Below are 17,380 nucleotides of genomic sequence, written 5' to 3'. Positions count from 1 at the left end.
CCCATTCTGTCGCAGGCACGGGAGAGGATGAATGCATGAACAAGAAATTCGCAATTGCCACCCTTGCCCTAAGCCTGCTCATTTCCGGCTGCGCTTCGAAGCCCAACGGAACCGGTGCGGCACCTCAGTCCCCGTCCGCCGAAAATGTGGTACCAGAACCTGCCGACCTGACCGGGACTTGGACGCAAAGCAACTCCATGAGCGATGACTCATACCAGGAAGCGGTGATCGACAACGACATCATCACCATCAATTGGGTGATGAATAATGGTGATACCAAATCTCTTTACTGGGTTGGCAGCTTCGAGGCACCCGTGAATGCAGCCGAACCCTCCACCTGGACCTCCAAGCGCGATAAGAAGGCCACTGAAAACGCCATGATGGCCTCGGGCAGCGATACCAAGGAGTTCACCTTCACCGACAATGAAATATCCTACGAAGCCAGCATCTTGGGCACCACGAGCATCGTCCGACTGGCAAAATAATCTGCCGACGACAAAAATCCTCGATCCGGAACGGATCGAGGATTCTTATTTGGTGGGCCCTACCGGGATCGAACCGATGACATTCACGGTGTAAACGTGACGCTCTACCAGCTGAGCTAAAGGCCCTTACCATGTTCGCTTTTGCAAGCCAACGAGGAATAACTCTACACAGGTATCTGCACACAGGCAAATCGAGGAGCCTGTTTTTCCAGTGAACCGGAGCACAGTTACCATCGGCAGGCTAAGCGCTGCGCTCCACCGTCGCCTTATAGTCTTCGACACTTCTTGGCTGGGTCATCTCGCTGCGGAAAATATCGCGCACCTCACCGTCGACCAGGTACAGCGACAGCCTCGTTGCGACCCCGCGTTCGTGATCGAAGGCGTCGGCTTGTTGGGCCACTGCCCCGTGTGGCCAGAAGTCGGCCAGCAGCTCGAATTGAAGGTCGAGGGACTGCGCGTAATTGCGCAGGGTGAACTTATGGTCCACTGAAATGGCAACGATGCGCACCTGATGCCGCTCGAAGAATTCGTAGTGCTCTTGGAGTGTCACCAGTTCCGACCCGCATACCCGTGAAAACGCCCAGGGATAAAAGACAACCAGCACCCGGCCTTTGGACAGCCCGGTACTGGTTATCGTTTCGCCGTACTGATTTTCCAGCGAGAAGTCGAACAGGCGTGAACCTGCTTGGATCATTAGTTCTTCTTACGCGGGGCGAGGCGGATTGCGGACCAATCCTCCGAGACACCTTCACTAGTAGTTACGTGCAGGCCGGCCGATGGGGCCTCCTGCTGGATCAGCGATGGCGATACATGTCCCTCGCGGCCCTGCTTCGGAGTGAGCAGCCAAACGACGCCCCTCTCATCCAAGCAGTTCAGCGCGTCCATCAATGCGTCAACAAGGTCTCCATCGCCGTCGCGCCACCAGAAAATGACTGCGTCGACAACGTCATGGTCCTCTTCGGTGAGCAGCTCTGAACCAATCAGGTCCTCGATCGAATCGCGCAGATCGTAATCCACGTCATCGTCATAACCCAGTTCCTGAATAAGGTCTTCATTAGCGAAGCCCAATTTTTTGGCGGGCTCCAAGTTTGCCGATACGGCGTCGCTCACTTCATTCCTCCTGCTGGTGCAAAGCGTTACTACCAACGAAACACGGTTTTGCCGTTCCGTTCAAGCGCTGCAGCGATAACACGCCGAACAAATATAACCCGAATTCCCGTGACCCGCACCATAGTGACATGACCATATTGTAGATAGCCCCCATACACAGTTGCCTAAGTCACTTCAAATATCCGATTTTAGCCCGTTTGCGCTCGAAATCACGACACCAAAGATGAGCTTTTGACACTAGAGTTGCATATGAACCGGCAGTGCACATCATTCCAGTGTTACTGCACCCGTTGTCCCAATACCGGTGCACCGCAGCGCAAAACTGCACAGCGTCGGAGCCGCAATTCAATCAAGGAGCTTCAGTGGCTGTAGAGGAACACATCTCCCAGATCCGTAGCGGGCTGACTTACCAGCTGTCCGATCGGGATCCTGAGGAAACTCAGGAATGGATGGACTCGTTTGACTCCCTCGTAGAAACCCAGGGCACCGAGCGTGCCCAGTTCATTATCCGCTCGCTGCTGCAGCGCGCAGGTGCCAAGTCCGTGGGCGTGCCGCACGTGACCACCACCGACTACGTGAACACCATTCCTGTAGACCAGGAACCAGAATTCCCCGGCGATGAGGCCATCGAGCGCCGCTACCGCGCTTTCATGCGCTGGAATGCCGCCATCATGGTGCACCGCGCGCAGAACCCGAACATCGGCGTTGGCGGACACATCTCCACCTACGCTGGTGCGGCGACCCTGTATGAAGTAGGTTTCAACCACTTCTTCCGTGGCAAGGACCACCCAGGCGGCGGCGACCAGGTCTTCTTCCAGGGCCACGCTTCGCCGGGCATGTACGCCCGCGCCTTCCTCGAAGGCCGACTGTCCGAAGAGGACATGGACGGATTCCGCCAGGAGAAGTCGAAGGAAGGCCACGCGCTTCCTTCCTACCCGCACCCGCGTTCCCTGCCTGACTTCTGGGAATTCCCGACCGTGTCGATGGGCATCGGCCCGGCCAACGCCATCTACCAGGCGCAGCTGAACCGCTACCTGCACAACCGCGGCATCAAGGACACCTCGGACCAGCAGGTCTGGGCCTTCCTCGGCGATGGCGAAATGGACGAGCCGGAGTCGCGCGGCTTCCTGCAGCTGGCCGCCAACGAGAAGCTGGACAACCTGAACTTCGTCATCAACTGCAACCTGCAGCGCCTCGATGGCCCGGTCCGCGGCAACGGCAAGATCATGCAGGAACTGGAAGCCTTCTTCCGCGGTGCAGGCTGGAACGTCATCAAGGTTGCCTGGGGCCGCGAGTGGGATGCCCTGCTCGAAGCAGACAAGACCAACGCCCTGGTTGACATCATGAACCAGACCCCGGATGGCGACTACCAGACCTACAAGGCCGAGTCCGGCGCGTTCGTGCGCGAGCACTTCTTCGGCCAGCGTCCGGAAACCAAGGAATTGGTTGCCGACATGACCGACGATGAGATCTGGAACCTGAAGCGCGGTGGCCACGATTACCACAAGGTCTACGCCGCCTACAAGGCTGCCGTGGAGTTCAAGGGCAAGCCGTCCGTCATCCTGGCGAAGACCGTCAAGGGCTACGGCCTGGGTTCGCACTTCGAGGCTCGCAACGCGACCCACCAGATGAAGAAGCTGACCATGGAGGACTTGAAGAAGTTCCGTGATCACCTGCGCATCCCGATCACCGACGAGCAGCTCGAAGCCGACCTGTACACTCCTCCGTACTACCGCCCGGCCGAGGATTCGGCGGAGTACAAGTACATGATGGAGCGCCGTGCGGCCCTGGGCGGTTCGGTGCCGACCCGCCGCCAGGAAACCTCGAAGAAGCTGGCCCTGCCAGGCGAGAAGACCTACGCGATCGCCAAACGCGGCTCGGGCAAGCAGCAGGCGGCCACCACCATGGCCTTCGTGCGCCTGCTCAAGGACCTGATGCGCGACAAGGAATTCGGCCACCGCATCGTGCCGATCGTTCCGGATGAGTCCCGCACCTTCGGCATGGACTCGTTCTTCCCGACCGCGAAGATCTACAACCCGGGTGGCCAGAACTACCTGTCCGTGGACCGCGATCTGGTGCTGGCCTACAAGGAATCCCCGCAGGGCCAGCTGATCCACCCGGGCATCAACGAGGCCGGCGCCGTTGCAGCATTCACCGCTGCGGGCACCAGCTACTCGACTCACGACGAGCCGCTGATCCCGATCTACGTGTTCTACTCGATGTTCGGCTTCCAGCGCACCGGCGACCAGTTCTGGGCTGCCGGGGACCAGATGACCCGTGGCTTCATCATCGGCGCCACCGCCGGCCGCACCACCCTGACCGGTGAGGGCCTGCAGCACGCCGATGGCCACTCGCCGATCCTGGCCTCGACCAACCCGTCGGTGATCACCTACGATCCGGCCTACGGCTACGAAATCGGCCACATCATGCGTTCCGGCCTGGAGCGCATGTACGGCGGAACCCACGCCGATCCGAACGTGATGTACTACCTGACCGTGTACAACGAGCCGATCAGCCAGCCAGCTGAGCCGGAGAACGTGGACATCGAGGGCATCATCAAGGGCATCCACCTGCTCAAGGAAGCCACCACCGACGGCCCGCGCGCACAGCTTCTGGCTTCGGGCGTAGCCGTGCCATGGGCACTGGAAGCGCAGTCCATCCTGGCCGAGGAGTGGGGTGTCTCCGCCGATGTCTGGTCGGTCACCTCGTGGAACGAACTGGCCCGCGACGGCCAGCGCGCCGACGCCGAGGTGCTCGTGGATCCATCGAAGCCGCGCCGCACCCCGTACGTCACCTCGAAGCTGGAGTCCACCCCGGGCCCGGTCATCGCGACCACCGACTACATGCGCGCCGTACCTGAGCAGCTGCGCCCATACGTGCCAGGCGAGTTCCACACCCTGGGCGCTGACGGCTTCGGCTTCTCGGACACCCGTGCGGCAGCGCGCCGCTTCTTCAAGATCGATGCGCACTCGCTGGTCGTGCAGACCTTGCAGTCGCTGGTTGAGCGCGGCGAAATCCCTGCGGACACCGCAGTGAAGGCGCATGCGAAGTACGATCTGAACAACCCGAACGCCGGCCAGTCCGGCAACGCTGGCGGCGACGCCTAGCACCGGTTCGCGGGGGCTGGATCCGCCTCCGGCACCGCACCGATCAGCTGCCCGGCAACGAGGATTCCTCGTTGCCGGGCAGCTGATTCATTTAATCTCACCTTTACCCCGGGGCCCGGGCACGGGAACGGAAAAGAAACTAAGCTGGAAAACATGAGTCCTGAAATGGATGCCGCCGCAGCTCCGAAGAACCGTCCCAGCCGATCCCAGGCACCCAGCAGCGAAACGCTCAAGCGACTCAAGAGCCACATCGGCGTACTGTCCACCGCAGCGCTGAAATACCTGGACCAGCAGCTGCCCTGGTACCGCTCGCTGGCGCCCAACGAGCGCGCCGCCCTGGGACTCATCGCCCAGAAGGGCATCTCCACGTTCGTGACCTGGTACGAAGATCCGTCCTCCACCCCTTCCTGGGTGGTCACCGACGTCTTTGGCGCCGCCCCAACGGAGCTGACCCGCTCCATCTCCCTGCAGAAGGCCTTGGGCCTGCTGCGCACCATTGTGGAAGTGGTCGAATCGCAGGTGCCGGACATCGCCGCCGAGCACGAGCAGGCAGCCCTGCGCGAAGCGGTGCTGCGCTATTCGCGCGAGGTCGCCTTTGCCGCCGCCGATGTCTACGCCCGCGCCGCTGAAACCCGCGGGGCGTGGGACTCGCGCCTGGAGGCGCATGTGGTCGATGCGGTGCTGCACGGCGAAGCCCACGATTCGCTCTCCTCGCGCATTGCCGCCATCGGCTGGAAGTCGCAGAAGAACATCCGCATCCTGGTGGGCACCACCCCCTCGTCCAACCCGGCAACCTTCGTCTCGGCGCTGCGCCGCATGGCCATCCGCTACTCGCGCGACTCCCTGGTGGGCGTGCTTGGCGACCGCTCGGTGCTGATGCTCTCGGACACCAAATTCGAGGAAGCCGACCTGAGCCGGCTGACCCGGTTCTTCGGTCCCGGCCCGCTGGTCTACTCCCCTCTGGCCCCGACGGTCAAGGAAATGCACCACGCCGCGGTCGCGGCCGTGGCCGGATTCAGTGCCGCCAAGGCCTGGCCGCAGGCGCCGAATCCGGTCAGCGCCGATGACCTGTGGCCAGAGCGCGCCTGCAACGGCGACGAGCTGGCCCGCACGGCGCTGGTGGAGCAGGTCTACCAGCCGCTGCAGCAGGCATCCAACGGCCTGGCCGAAACGCTCTCCAGCTACTTGGCCCTCGGCCACTCGCTGGAAGGCACCGCCCGCGAGCTGTTCGTCCATGCGAACACGGTGCGCTACCGGCTCAAGCGGGTCAGCGAGGTCACCGGCTGGGATCCGCTGGTTCCCCGCGATGCCTTCGTGCTGCAGACCGCGTTGCTTTTCGGCCGGCTTCACGAATCGTACTTGTAGGCTTCTGCCAAAGAACACCGGGCAGCCATGACGGATATTTCCGTGTTGATCGCGCATTACCGGGGAATTCAGCTTCTGGATACGCTAGGCTTTTGTGGAGATCCTACAAACAGTCACCTCGAGCTTGGTACTCAAAAGAAGCGCCAAAAGCTCCCAACATTTGGAAAGCTGGAAGAGTGTTAGCAATCGTTTGCCCCGGACAGGGCTCCCAGACCCCAGGTTTCCTCACCGAATGGCTCGACGTCGATGGCGTTGCCGAGCACCTGCAGGCGCTCAGCTCGATCACCGAGCGCGACCTCACCGCTCACGGCACCACCTCCGATGAAGAGACCATCAAGGACACCGCCGTCGCCCAGCCGCTGATCGTCGCCGCTGGCCTGGTCACCGCGCGTGCGCTCTTCGGCGAATCGCTTCCAGCCGGTGCCATCGTTGCCGGTCACTCCGTTGGCGAGATCACCGCTTCGGCATTGGCCGGCGCGCTCGACGAGGCTGACGCCATGAATTTCGTGAAGGTGCGCGCCAACGCCATGGCCGAGGCCGCAGCCGCCACCCCGACCGGCATGGCCGCCGTGCTCGGCGGAGATCCCGAAGAAGTCCTGGCCAAGCTCGACGAGCTGGGACTGACCCCTGCCAATGCCAACGGCGGCGGCCAGACCGTGGCCGCAGGCACCCTGGAGCAGCTCGCTGCCTTGGGCGAGAACCCGCCAGCAAAGGCGCGCGTGATCCCGCTGAAGGTTGCCGGCGCATTCCACACCGCGCACATGCAGCCAGCAGTCGGCACACTGCAGGAACTGGCCGATACCATCACCCCGAAGAACCCTTCGGCAACGCTGCTCTCGAACTTCGATGGCCAGGCCGTAGCCGATGGACAGGCAAATCTCAATTCGCTGGTCGCCCAGGTCTCCCGCCCGGTCCGCTGGGACCTGTGCATGCAGACCCTGGCCGAGGCTGGCGTGACCGGCGTGCTGGAACTGGCACCGGCCGGAACCCTGGTGGGCTTGGCCCGCCGCGGCCTGAAGGGCGTGAAGACCCTGGCCGTGAAGAGCCCCGCGGATCTGGAAGCAGCCAAGGCGTTCATCTCCGAGCACACCGCCAGCTAGGCTGGTGGGCCAATCGAAGATTGTGCTCGCCGGGAACGTCATGTTGCCTGCCCCGAGCCCATCTCTGGCCTAAGCTTTAAACCGACGAAACCTGCCACGCATCGCTGATGCACCAGCAAAGTTTCATTAAGCCGGCTGGAACCGGCTCCTGGAAACAGGATCCAGACCCAGCCACAAAAATGACCGGAGTCCTCCGGCTAAGAAGAAAAGGAGCCATCCATGGCTAGCAACGAAGAAATCCTGGCGGGCCTCGCCGAAATCGTCAACTCCGAGACCGGCCTGGACGAAGCAGACGTGCAGCTGGACAAGTCCTTCACCGAGGACCTGGACATCGACTCGATCTCGATGATGACCATCGTCGTTGAGGCCGAGGAAAAGTTCGAGGTCAAGATCCCTGACGAAGAGGTCAAGAACCTGAAGACCGTCGGCGACGCCGTCAACTTCATCGCTGCGGCACAGGCCTAAGCTTCCAGGCGTTCATCGCCACACCGTTGCGCGGGCAAGCCGCGCACACGGGCCGGTACGTCAAGCCGGCCCCCTGAATTTCCAAGCACAGTTCTAATTCGCACAGTAGAGAGTTTGATGATGGCGCGCAAAGTAGTGATCACCGGTCTCGGAGCCACGACCCCGATCGGCGGCGATGTCCCCACCCTATGGGAAAACGCCCTCAAGGGTGTCTCCGGTGCCGCACCCCTGGCAGATGACTGGGTCAAGGAATACGACCTGCCGGTCACCTTCGCCGCCCGCGCTGCTGTGCAGCCGACCGAGGTGCTCACCCGCCCGGAGACCAAGCGCATGGACCCATCCACCCAGTTCGCTGTAGTCGCGGCCCGCGAGGCCTGGGCCGATTCCGGCTTGGTCAAGGAAGAGATGGACCAGAACAAGCTGGCCGTAGCCTTCGCTACCGGCATCGGCGGTGTCTGGACCCTGCTCAACGCCTGGGACACCCTGCGCGAAAAGGGCCCGCGCCGCGTGCTGCCGATGACCGTGCCGATGCTGATGCCCAATGGCCCGGCAGCTGCCGTGTCGCTTGATCTGGGTGCTGCCGGTGGCGCGCACACCCCGGTGTCGGCGTGCGCTTCGGGTACCGAGGCGATGCACGTAGGCCTGGATCTGATCCGCTCGGGCAAGGCCGATGTGGTCATGGTCGGTGGCGCGGAAGCCGCGATCCATCCGATGCCGCTGGCCGCCTTCGCGTCCATGCACGCGCTCTCCCGCCGCAACGACGATCCAGCCAAGGCTTCGCGCCCCTATGATGTCGACCGCGATGGCTTCGTCATGGGCGAAGGCGCCGGTGCACTGGTGCTGGAGGCCGAAGAGCATGCCATCGCCCGCGGCGCCCGCATCTATGCCGAACTGGCAGGTTCCTCGGTGACCTCCGATGCGCACCACATCACCGCTCCGGATCCGGATGGCCTGGGCGCGACCCGTGCGCTGAAGGCCGCCATGTTCGACGGCCGCATCCAGCCAGAGGACGTCGCTCACGTCAACGCCCACGCAACCTCAACTCCGGTCGGCGACAAGCCGGAATACACTGCGCTGAAGAGCGCCCTGGGCGATCAGCTCGACAACGTCTGGGTTTCGGCGACCAAGTCGCAGATGGGCCACTTGCTGGGTGCCTCGGGCGCTGTGGAGTCCGTGCTGTGCGCACTGGCCGTCTACCATCGCAAGGCCCCGGTGACCATCAACCTGGACAATCAGGATCCGGAGATCCCCTTGAAGGTCGTCACCGGCGAGCCAGCGCAGCTGCCAGCCGAAGGCACCATCGTTGCTCTGAACAACTCGTTCGGCTTCGGCGGCCACAACGCTGTCGTAGCCATCCGCAGCGTCTAATCGCTTCGGCAGCAACACGCACGCACGCCACTGGGTTGGCTGGAGGAAATCCTTCAGCCAACCCAGCGGCTTTTAACCTGGGAGGAATTGGCGGGCAGCCATTGCTTCGGTCCTGACACGTTGTTTAGACTCAGGTACCGTCTCGAATCGGAGGCACCTGACGGTACTTGGCCGATTGCAAAGGATCCTTTCCCATGCGCACCCTGATTGCCACTTCTTTCGTATCCCTGGATGGCGTCGTCGAGGCGCCGGGCGGTGAACCGGGCTACCGCAATTCAGGCTGGACGGTGGATACGGTCGACTTCGACCCGGCCGCCTATGAGCTGAAGGGCACCGAGCAAGCCGAGGCCAGCGCGATGCTCTTGGGCCGGCACAGCTACGAGTCGTTCTCTGCGGTATGGCCGTCAATGACCGAGGAATTTCCGCAGTACAACGCGATGCCTAAGTTCGTGCTGTCCACGACCTTGCAGGAGAAGGACCTGGCCACGAACTGGGGCGAGAGCACCATCTTGCGTTCGGTAGCCGATGTGGCGCGGCTTCGAGCAGGCGACGGCGGACCAATCAGCATCCACGGTTCCGCGACGATGGTCCACTCACTGCAGGAGCATCAGCTCATCGACCAATACAACCTGCTGGTCTTCCCGGTCTTGCTCGGTGCCGGCAAGCGCCTGTTCAGCGACACAAGCCTGGATGCGCAGAAGCTGAAGCTCGTCGATTCCCAGGTGTACTCCAACGGGATCCAGAAGAACATATTCAAGGTCCAGCGCTAGAGGATCCTAGCCAGCCACTGGCAGATGGGGCCGGGTAATCAATTCCAGGTAGTGCCCGGAAGGGTCAAGCAGATAGACACCCCTGCCACCATGGTCCCGATTGATCCGCCCTGCCAGCTGCCGTTGCGGGTCTCTCCAGTGCTCGATTTCCCGCTTGCAGATCGTGGCGTACGCACGATCGAATTGCTCGTCGTCAAGCAGGTAAGCGTAATGCTGCGGCGGGAAGTCGATCGGTGGTGTGGCGAACTGCAGCAGCACGCCATGGGCCAGGCTCATGTTGGCAAATGGTCCCCAGCCCGGTTTCTCGTGTGCTTCGAGCAGTTCCAGGTAGAGCTTCACCATGCGCTGCGGGTCCAGTGAAGCGATGATGGTGTGGTTGAACTGTGCGGTCATTCTCTCCCTTTCGTGTATCAGATGTGCTGTTCATTGGTTGAATGCATCTGGCACGGGAGGTCGGCGAACCAGGGAACGACCAGATAGCCGTTCCGGGAGTGGCCTGCAACGGCCTGGCTGGTCTTCATCGCCACCGAGCGTAGCACTGGTAAGCGACGCGACGCCACAATCGCAGTTCTAATGGCAAGAAGTGGGATCCCCGGCATGGGATCCCACTTCTTTGTTGGTAACAACCCCGCACCAACGGGGTCATTTCTGGGTGAGCTACGAAAAGTCACCCAGAGACTAATTAACCAGTCGTTATACCACCTGGTTGAGCCATCGTACAGGCGCATCTTCGCCCGCGTGACGGAAGGGTTCAAGTTCTTCATCCCAGGGCTCGCCAAGGGCGATGGACATTTCCTGGTAGAACACCGACGGGTTGCCGTCGCCTTTTTCATAGGCCCAGCGGATGCGTTCTTCACTGACCATGACATTGCCAGCGCAATCGACAGTGGCGTGGAAGATACCGAGGTCAGGGGTCACGGACCAGCGGCTTCCGTCAGCCCCAGGGCTCGGGTCCTCGGTGATTTCGAATCGAAGGTGCTGCCAGCCGTGCATTTCGCTGGTCAGCAAGGCGCCGGTACCTTGGGTACCAACCCACTCGATTTCGGCGCGGCAAAATCCGGGTGCGACGTGCTGTTCGGCCCACTCCATCTTTACTGGAGTGCCGAGCACGGACCCGATTGCCCATTCCAGATGTGGGCATAGCGCTGCAGGGGCGGAATGAATATAAATCACGCCTCTGGTCATCGGTGCAGACATGCCATCCTCCGTTGCGGTGTTGATCGTCTTCCCCTACGTCAACATCGTTCCGGTGCCATCGCCGCCGATACTTCCATTTTGCCTGATGATGAGGGCTTTCGCCACCCAGAAAGGCCATTTTCGCGGATTCATGCCAAATAGTCAGGCTCGCGGATGGGCTTGGCGATAGCTTTGCCTCAGCCGATCGACCGAAACATGCGTATAGAGCTGGGTCGTTGCCAGTGAAGCGTGTCCGAGGAACTCCTGGACAGCACGCAAATCAGCCCCGCCATCAAGCAGATGGGTGGCCACGGTGTGGCGTAACGCGTGCGGACCGCTAGCAGCGGTGTCCCCCAGCGATTCCAGCGCCTTAGAAATGACCTCTCGCGCTTGGCGCACGTTCAAGCGCGCACCGCGCACGCCGACAAGCAATGCCCCCTTGGCCTCCTGCCGCGCCAATACCTTGCGATGCGAGCGGATCCACGCGATGATCACGCGCTCTGCAGGCTTGCCGAAAGGAACAACCCGTTCCTTATTTCCCTTGCCAAGAACCTTCAGGGTACGTCGTTCGAAGTCGATGTCGTCCACGTCCAGGGCCACGAGCTCGCTGATGCGCAATCCGGACGCGTATAGCAGCTCCGCGATGGCCTTGTCGCGTGCCGCTACCGCCTGGCTCCTGGCATCCGGGACTGATTCCGCTGCGCTTTCGCTATCGCCTGCGCCGGCAGTCACCTCAGTTTTTTCGGAGAGCAGGCGATCGATCTGGCTTGGCTGCAAAACGTGCGGAAGCCGCCGCTCCTTCTTGGGCGCGGCCAGCCGCAGGGCGGGGTCGGTGTCGATCAATTGCTGCTTCAGCGCCCATGCGAAGAAATTCTTCACCGCAGAGATCCGCCGGGCCAAGGTAGTGCGGGAAACCTGCGCTTCGTGAAGCTGGGCCAACCAGTCGCGGAGTATCTCAACCGTAATCTGCTTGAGGCTCGGATCCTGGGACTGGTGCTGCAGGAACTGGCCAAGGTTGCGCAAGTCCACGTCGTAGGCTCGCAGAGTATTAGCGCTTCGGCCGCGTTCGCGTTGCAGATACTCCAGGTAATCCGCAACCGGCTCGGCGAACTTTGCCGACAGCGCAGTGCTGGTGTGCGTCGTTGGTTCTTGCTTCATCACTATTGAGAATACCCCCAGCTGCTTCTCCGGCTAGTTGTGGCGCACCAGCTTCCAGGTCAAGCCATCGGTAGCGGCCATGTCCAGCGACTCCAACCGGTTGATGGCCCGGAGCGTCTTGATCAGTGGCACGCCACTGCGCGCCGAGATTTCATCGACCAGCATCCCTTTGGCGAAGGACATCGTGTCGTACACCATGCCTTCATCTTTGCTCAGGTTGTCAGTAAGGCGCGGCTGGGCTTTGGAACTGGGAGACTCTGTTTGGCGATGCTGGCCCAGCAGGCCCAGTGCGTCTTGCGGACTGGCAAGCAACGCCGCACTGCCCTCCGCAATCAAGCGATGGCATCCTGCCGAGTTGGGAGCGAAAACACTGCCGGGAACAGCAGCAACATCGCGTCCGAGCTCGACCGCATGGCTGGCGGTGTTCAGCGCACCGGAACGGTGGCGCGCTTCGCTGATGATGACAAGCCTGCTCAATGCGGCGATCAGCCGGTTGCGGTTCAGGAAGCGGAAGCGAGCGGATGTGGTCCCGGGCGGCACCTCGGAGATCAGCACGCCGCGGGCAATAATCTGGTTCAGCAGATTGCTGTTGCCCGAAGGGTAGAGCCGATCGATGCCACCGGCCATAACGGTGATCGTTGGCGGACCTGGGTACTGCCAATCCTCCACGCTCAGGGCTGCCCGGTGCGCGCTGGCATCAATGCCGTAGGCTCCGCCCGAGACAACGGTGTACCCACTCAAAGCCAATGTTCTGCCAAGATCGAAGGTGACTTGATCGCCGTAGTCGCTGGCGTCACGTGAGCCGACGATCGCAACGTTGCTGGCCAGCTCTTGGCCTTCAAGCAGCTGGGGGCTTGCCGATCGCCACCACAAGCACAACGGACGCCCGAGATTCAGGTCGGCTAGCTGACGTGGCCAGGCGGCATCGCTGGGGATCAGCAGTCCTCCACCAACCCGAGCGGCGGCATCCAGCGCGCCGACCGGGTTGCTCAACGACAGGCGTTTCCGCCATCGGGTCAGCGCCACTTTCAGGTCTTGCGCGGAATCCCCTGCAGGGTGGAATCCCAGGATTCCGTCAACCGGAAGCCTGAGCGCGGACGGATAGAAATCCTCTCGCTGGATCAGGCGCAGCAATTCCTGTGGGCTCATGAGCTCCAGCAAGGCCGTGGCCACGTAGTCGTTGGGCTCTATGAGCTGGTTCAGGTGCGCGTAGACCTGACGCTCTTGGGAGCTTGGGGCCACCGATCCCCCGGCAGTGTTTGTATTACTGGAAGTCATGGCTTTACCTAGCTGCTTTCCAAGTTCTGGCGGAGATGGCCGGCGATGGCCAAATCATCCGCGCTCGGTGCTGTGTGTTCCTGCTGATCTGCCACAGTCCACGCAAGCCGCAAGAGGCGGTGGATTGCCCGGGCAGAGAGCCCGCGACGCGTGGCAAGCTGCTCAAGCGCCGCCCTCGTCTTGGCCGGATAGTTCAGCTCGTTTTTGAGGATTTGTGTTGGAATCTGCGCGTTGCAGGCAATTGAGAACTTTCCCAGCCGAGCCTGGCTGCGTGCGCGGGTGGCCACGACTCGTTCACGAACCTGAGCACTGGATTCGTTCGGTGCCGAGTTCAGAAGCTGGGCTTGCGGAACCGGGTTGACTCTGACCTGCAGATCGACACGGTCGAGAATCGGTCCGGAGAGCCGAGCGAAGTAGCGCCGACGAGCCATGGGAGTGCAGGTGCACCCGGTACCGGTTCCGAAGTTCTTTCCGCAGGGACACGGGTTGGAGGCCATGATGAGTTGGAAACGGGCCGGCAGACGCTGGTGTCCCCGGATCCGTGCGAGGTTGATATAGCCTTCCTCGATTGGTTGGCGCAGCGCATCGAGTACCCCAGTATGGAATTGCGCTGCCTCGTCGAGGAACAGGATGCCGTGGTGGGCGCGGGTAATGGCACCGGGAATCAGTTGTGCTGTTCCACCGCCGATCAAAGCCGAACGAGATGCCGTGTGGTGCGGTGCGACGAAAGGCGGCGTGCGTTGCAACTCGTCCAGTTCCCCGGCACCTCCCCGGGTGATCGAATGCACCGCGGTGGCTTCGAGAGCCTGGAGCTCATCCAAGGGCGGCATGATTGTCGGCAGGCATTTAGCCAGCATGGTTTTTCCGGCGCCGGCCGGTCCAACCATGATCAGGTGGTGTCCCCCGGCTGCTGCCAATTCCAGCGCAAGCCGTGCTTCCTGTTGTCCGTTGACCAAACCCAGATCCATGTCGTCAGCAGCACCGGCGGCATGCCCGCCAGCTTCGCCAGGTGGTTGCGGTGGCCGGTGGCGCAGGTAGGTGGTTATCTGGTCCTTCGCCGCTCCGCAGTAGGCGAGGACCTGCCCGAGGTGGCGCAGCGCGATGACCTCAATGCCACCCACCAGCCTGGCTTCCGCGCCGTTCTCCTCGGCCACGATCACCTGGTCAAAGCCATGGGCGCGAGCCAGCTGCACCGCTGGCAGCACACCAGGAACCGGTCTCAAGGTGCCATCCAAGCCAAGTTCTGCCATGTACAGGGTGCCTGGTGAAGCGAGCAGTTGCTGATCAGCGGCCAAGGCGGCAACGACGATGGCAAGATCAAAAGCCGACCCGTATTTCGGCAGCGTGGCCGGAGAGAGATTGACCGTCAGCTTCCGGTTGGCCAGCGGGATCCCTGAATTCCGTGCCGCTGCCTTGATCCGTTCACGGGCTTCGCTCAAGGATGCATCGGGCAAACCCAGCAGGACGAATCCCGGGATGCCGTTGCCAAGGTCTGCTTCGACTTCCACCAAGGAAGCGCTGACCCCGTGCAGGGCCACAGCACTGGTTCGCGCCGTACTCATGAGTGCACATTTTCATGCAGGTGGCAGTCGAATCCGCTCACCGTCGCGTATACCTCGACGACGTCCACGCGAAGTTCGGCGAGAAACAGGCGATGGGATTGGGCCCAGAAGAGAAGCAGCTTGTTGAGCCGGCGAAACTTGGCCGGGGTGATCGCGTCGAAGCCGGAACCGAAACGTTGCGAGGACCGCGTTTTGACCTCGACGGCCACAATCTGGCCGTTGCCGGCCCGCGCCACCAGATCCAGCTCCCCTGCCGGGCATCGCCAATTGCGGTCAAGGATTTCGTAGCGCTGCCCGGTGAGAAATGCTGCGGCGGCTCGTTCCCCGTCGGCACCTAGCCGTTGCTTCTCGGTCTGCATGTTTGCTCCTCGATGTCTATGATCCGTTCTGGAAACATCGTCGGAGATTCATAAGCCACGGCAACAGCACTGGCCGCGAAATGTGGATATCTCGTTGCCAACGAGAAAGCCGGCCCTGTTCTGGAAACAGGGCCGGCGATCGCATGACTGTGCGGTTTGAGCTAGTTGCCCAGTCCGTCTTTGGGAATCTGGAACTCGTCGGGGTTGAGTTCTTCGACGTTGACGTCCTTGAATGTCAGCACCTTGACGGACTTCACGAAGCGGCCTTGGCGGTAGATGTCCCAAACCCACGCGTCGGTGAGGTTCAGCTCGAAGTACACTTCCCCGGCATTGGACAGGGTCTTCACGTCTACCTCGTTGGCCAGGTAGAAGCGGCGTTCGGTCTCGACCACGTAATTGAACAGCCCCACCACGGTCTTGTACTCGCGGTACAGCTGCAGTTCCATGTCGGACTCGTAGTTTTCCAGGTCGTCGGCAGCCATCACTTTGCTTTCTTTGTCGTGGCTTCACCTTGGGCCTGATCAGCACCCGAAGTCAAGTTCCAGCTCTTTCGGTGGTAATCGCAGGGACCCTGGAGGACAATCGCGGCGCGATGCGCGGCGGTGGCATAGCCCTTGTTGATCTCCCAACCGAAGTGCGGATGCTCGGTGGCCAGACCAACCATGATGCCGTCGCGTTCGACCTTGGCCAGGATGGACGCGCCGGCGATAGCCTGGCAGGTCATGTCGCCCTTCACGATGGTAGCCACCGGGATGTGCAGGCCCACGGGCTCGCGGTCGTCGGCCAGGATATCGAACAAGTCCGGTTCAGGGGCTGTCAGCCAGTCGTAGCTGCCATCCAGCAGAGCCGCTTCAGGCTGGACGGCGCACTGCGTCATGGCCCGCGTTCCGGCCAGGCGCAGGGCACCGGTGACACCGAGCTCATCGATTTCAGCTGCCGAAGCATGCCCCACGCCGTAGCCGACCGCCCATTGGCGCACTGGGTCGACCAGCGACATCCGGGTTTCTGGGCTCAGGAGCTTGGAATCGCGCAGTTCAGGGAATTCGTTGACCTGCTGGATATCGATCACAGTCATTCCGACGGTAATCGGACCAGCTAGCGCGCCGCGTCCCACCTCATCGACGGCAGCGATGTAGCGGACGCCATGCTTGGCGGCCAGGGCGCGCTCGTGCTCGAGTGTGGTTGCCTTGCTCTTGGAATCAGCCATGTGCATGTACGCTACTCAGCCACTGCGTTCGGGACATTGGCGAAGACTTCTTCATGGGAATCGATGGTGCCCCAGCGAGAAGTAGGCCAAGAGATCACCGAAGCGCGGCCTTGGACGGATTCGATATCGACGAATCCGCCTTGGCGATCTGCATGGAAGCGGGAATCCGCGCTGGCTGCACGGTGATCCCCCATCACCCAGAGCTTTCCTTCTGGGACGGTCACCTTGAATTCCATATCCGACGGGCTGTCACCGTCGTAGATGTATGGCTCGACGATGGGCTCGCCGTTGATGGTGATGGCGCCTTCTGCGGTGCAGCACTCAACGGTGTCACCGGGCATGCCGATGATGCGCTTGACCAGGTACTGCTCATCAGCGGCTGGAAGCACGCCGACAAAGGAAAGCACGTTCTGGAATGCGGTGGGATACTCGGTCAGCGGCGGCAGCCACTCCTGGTCGTCGCGGAATACGACGACATCTCCGCGTTCCAGTTCGAATGGACCGGGAACCATGAGGTTGGCGAAAATCCTGTCGTCGACCTCGAGAGTATGCTCCATGGAGCCGGATGGAATGTAGTAGGCACGGAAGAAGAAGGTCTTGATCACGAATGAGAGCAACAGCGCGATCGCTATAATGAAGACAATCTCGCGAACGAAGCGCCATAGTTTGTAAAGTGGACCCCGGTTTCGAGGAGTCTCTGCTGATGCTGCACTCACGATTCGATTAGTGCCTTCCATTGTCGCGTGTTATCCCCATCTTACGTGCCGAATCAGGCCCAACGTATCATTGCACGGCTACGGCCAGTTGCTCCGGAACGCGCCAACGGCCAGCCCCGGCGAAGGGACTGGCCGCTAGTGCGTTCCACCAAAG

18 protein-coding genes and 1 tRNA gene are annotated in these 17,380 nt (G+C 61.6%); 7 read left to right on the top strand and 12 right to left on the bottom strand.

What is annotated here, in order from left to right:
- Nucleotides 1-35 precede the first annotated feature (35 nt).
- Nucleotides 36-485: a hypothetical protein gene (locus tag ACLQ8T_RS07840; RefSeq protein WP_413456293.1), complete on the top strand. Its 450-nt coding sequence runs from the start codon at nt 36-38 to the stop codon at nt 483-485.
- A 50-nt stretch (nt 486-535) separates the two neighbouring features.
- On the opposite strand, the gene ACLQ8T_RS07835 is transcribed toward ACLQ8T_RS07840, so the two are convergent.
- The 3 genes from ACLQ8T_RS07835 to ACLQ8T_RS07825 form a co-directional block, all read right to left on the bottom strand.
- Nucleotides 536-611, bottom strand: a tRNA-Val gene (locus ACLQ8T_RS07835).
- Nucleotides 612-726: 115 nt separating this feature from the next.
- Complete coding sequence (locus ACLQ8T_RS07830) at nt 727-1,179, bottom strand: redoxin domain-containing protein (RefSeq protein WP_413456292.1); 453 nt, start codon at nt 1,177-1,179, stop codon at nt 727-729.
- Nucleotides 1,179-1,595 carry a DUF3052 domain-containing protein gene (locus ACLQ8T_RS07825; protein ID WP_413456291.1) on the bottom strand — a complete coding sequence of 139 codons (417 nt, stop codon included), beginning with the start codon at nt 1,593-1,595 and terminating at the stop codon, nt 1,179-1,181. The genes ACLQ8T_RS07830 and ACLQ8T_RS07825 overlap by 1 nt, the downstream gene beginning before the upstream one ends.
- A gap of 362 nt (nt 1,596-1,957) precedes the next feature.
- Here ACLQ8T_RS07825 and aceE point away from each other — a divergent pair, with 362 nt between their 5' ends.
- The 6 genes from aceE to ACLQ8T_RS07795 all read left to right on the top strand — a co-directional run bounded on the left by aceE (nt 1,958) and on the right by ACLQ8T_RS07795 (nt 9,770).
- Complete coding sequence (aceE, locus tag ACLQ8T_RS07820) at nt 1,958-4,702, top strand: pyruvate dehydrogenase (acetyl-transferring), homodimeric type (RefSeq protein WP_413456290.1); 2,745 nt, start codon at nt 1,958-1,960, stop codon at nt 4,700-4,702.
- 153 nt (nt 4,703-4,855) lie between these two features.
- Complete coding sequence (locus ACLQ8T_RS07815) at nt 4,856-6,067, top strand: PucR family transcriptional regulator (RefSeq protein WP_413456289.1); 1,212 nt, start codon at nt 4,856-4,858, stop codon at nt 6,065-6,067.
- A 176-nt stretch (nt 6,068-6,243) separates the two neighbouring features.
- Nucleotides 6,244-7,167, top strand: a complete 924-nt coding sequence (locus ACLQ8T_RS07810; protein ID WP_413456288.1) for an ACP S-malonyltransferase — start codon at nt 6,244-6,246, stop codon at nt 7,165-7,167.
- Nucleotides 7,168-7,386: 219 nt separating this feature from the next.
- Entirely contained in the window at nt 7,387-7,632 is a 246-nt protein-coding gene (locus ACLQ8T_RS07805) for an acyl carrier protein (protein ID WP_038991515.1), read from the top strand.
- A gap of 120 nt (nt 7,633-7,752) precedes the next feature.
- On the top strand, nt 7,753-9,000 hold the full coding sequence (gene fabF, locus ACLQ8T_RS07800) for a beta-ketoacyl-ACP synthase II (protein WP_204721961.1): 1,248 nt from the start codon (nt 7,753-7,755) through the stop codon (nt 8,998-9,000).
- Nucleotides 9,001-9,194: 194 nt separating this feature from the next.
- Nucleotides 9,195-9,770: a dihydrofolate reductase family protein gene (locus ACLQ8T_RS07795; protein WP_413456287.1), complete on the top strand. Its 576-nt coding sequence runs from the start codon at nt 9,195-9,197 to the stop codon at nt 9,768-9,770.
- Nucleotides 9,771-9,776: 6 nt separating this feature from the next.
- Here ACLQ8T_RS07795 and ACLQ8T_RS07790 read toward each other — a convergent pair whose 3' ends face one another.
- From ACLQ8T_RS07790 to lepB, 9 genes are all read right to left on the bottom strand, one after another.
- Nucleotides 9,777-10,163: a VOC family protein gene (locus ACLQ8T_RS07790; protein WP_413456286.1), complete on the bottom strand. Its 387-nt coding sequence runs from the start codon at nt 10,161-10,163 to the stop codon at nt 9,777-9,779.
- Between the two features lie 300 nt (nt 10,164-10,463).
- Nucleotides 10,464-10,967, bottom strand: coding sequence for a DUF3145 domain-containing protein (locus ACLQ8T_RS07785; RefSeq protein ID WP_413456285.1), 504 nt, complete (start codon nt 10,965-10,967; stop codon nt 10,464-10,466).
- 141 nt (nt 10,968-11,108) lie between these two features.
- Nucleotides 11,109-12,104 (bottom strand): tyrosine recombinase XerC, encoded by a 996-nt coding sequence (locus tag ACLQ8T_RS07780; RefSeq protein ID WP_413456394.1) that lies wholly within the window; start codon nt 12,102-12,104, stop codon nt 11,109-11,111.
- 33 nt (nt 12,105-12,137) lie between these two features.
- Nucleotides 12,138-13,382, bottom strand: a complete 1,245-nt coding sequence (dprA, locus tag ACLQ8T_RS07775; protein WP_413456284.1) for a DNA-processing protein DprA — start codon at nt 13,380-13,382, stop codon at nt 12,138-12,140.
- Nucleotides 13,383-13,390: 8 nt separating this feature from the next.
- Entirely contained in the window at nt 13,391-14,944 is a 1,554-nt protein-coding gene (locus tag ACLQ8T_RS07770; RefSeq protein ID WP_413456283.1) for a YifB family Mg chelatase-like AAA ATPase, read from the bottom strand.
- Nucleotides 14,941-15,303, bottom strand: a complete 363-nt coding sequence (locus ACLQ8T_RS07765; RefSeq protein WP_204721949.1) for a YraN family protein — start codon at nt 15,301-15,303, stop codon at nt 14,941-14,943. The genes ACLQ8T_RS07770 and ACLQ8T_RS07765 overlap by 4 nt, the downstream gene beginning before the upstream one ends.
- A 161-nt stretch (nt 15,304-15,464) precedes the next feature.
- Nucleotides 15,465-15,785 carry a DUF2469 domain-containing protein gene (locus ACLQ8T_RS07760; protein ID WP_128470383.1) on the bottom strand — a complete coding sequence of 107 codons (321 nt, stop codon included), beginning with the start codon at nt 15,783-15,785 and terminating at the stop codon, nt 15,465-15,467.
- On the bottom strand, nt 15,785-16,510 hold the full coding sequence (locus tag ACLQ8T_RS07755) for a ribonuclease HII (RefSeq protein ID WP_413456282.1): 726 nt from the start codon (nt 16,508-16,510) through the stop codon (nt 15,785-15,787). Before ACLQ8T_RS07755 ends, ACLQ8T_RS07760 begins: the two co-directional genes overlap by 1 nt.
- Nucleotides 16,511-16,521: 11 nt before the next feature.
- A complete protein-coding gene (gene lepB, locus ACLQ8T_RS07750) occupies nt 16,522-17,226 on the bottom strand; it encodes a signal peptidase I (RefSeq protein ID WP_338085771.1) in 705 nt (234 codons plus the stop codon).
- Between the last annotated feature and the right edge of the window lie 154 nt (nt 17,227-17,380).

The organism is Glutamicibacter sp. FR1 (assembly GCF_047300825.1).
GTDB classification, from domain to species: Bacteria; Actinomycetota; Actinomycetes; order Actinomycetales; family Micrococcaceae; genus Glutamicibacter; species Glutamicibacter nicotianae.
Note: the sequence above shows the minus strand (reverse complement) of the source record. Positions and strands in the feature narration are given on the sequence as shown.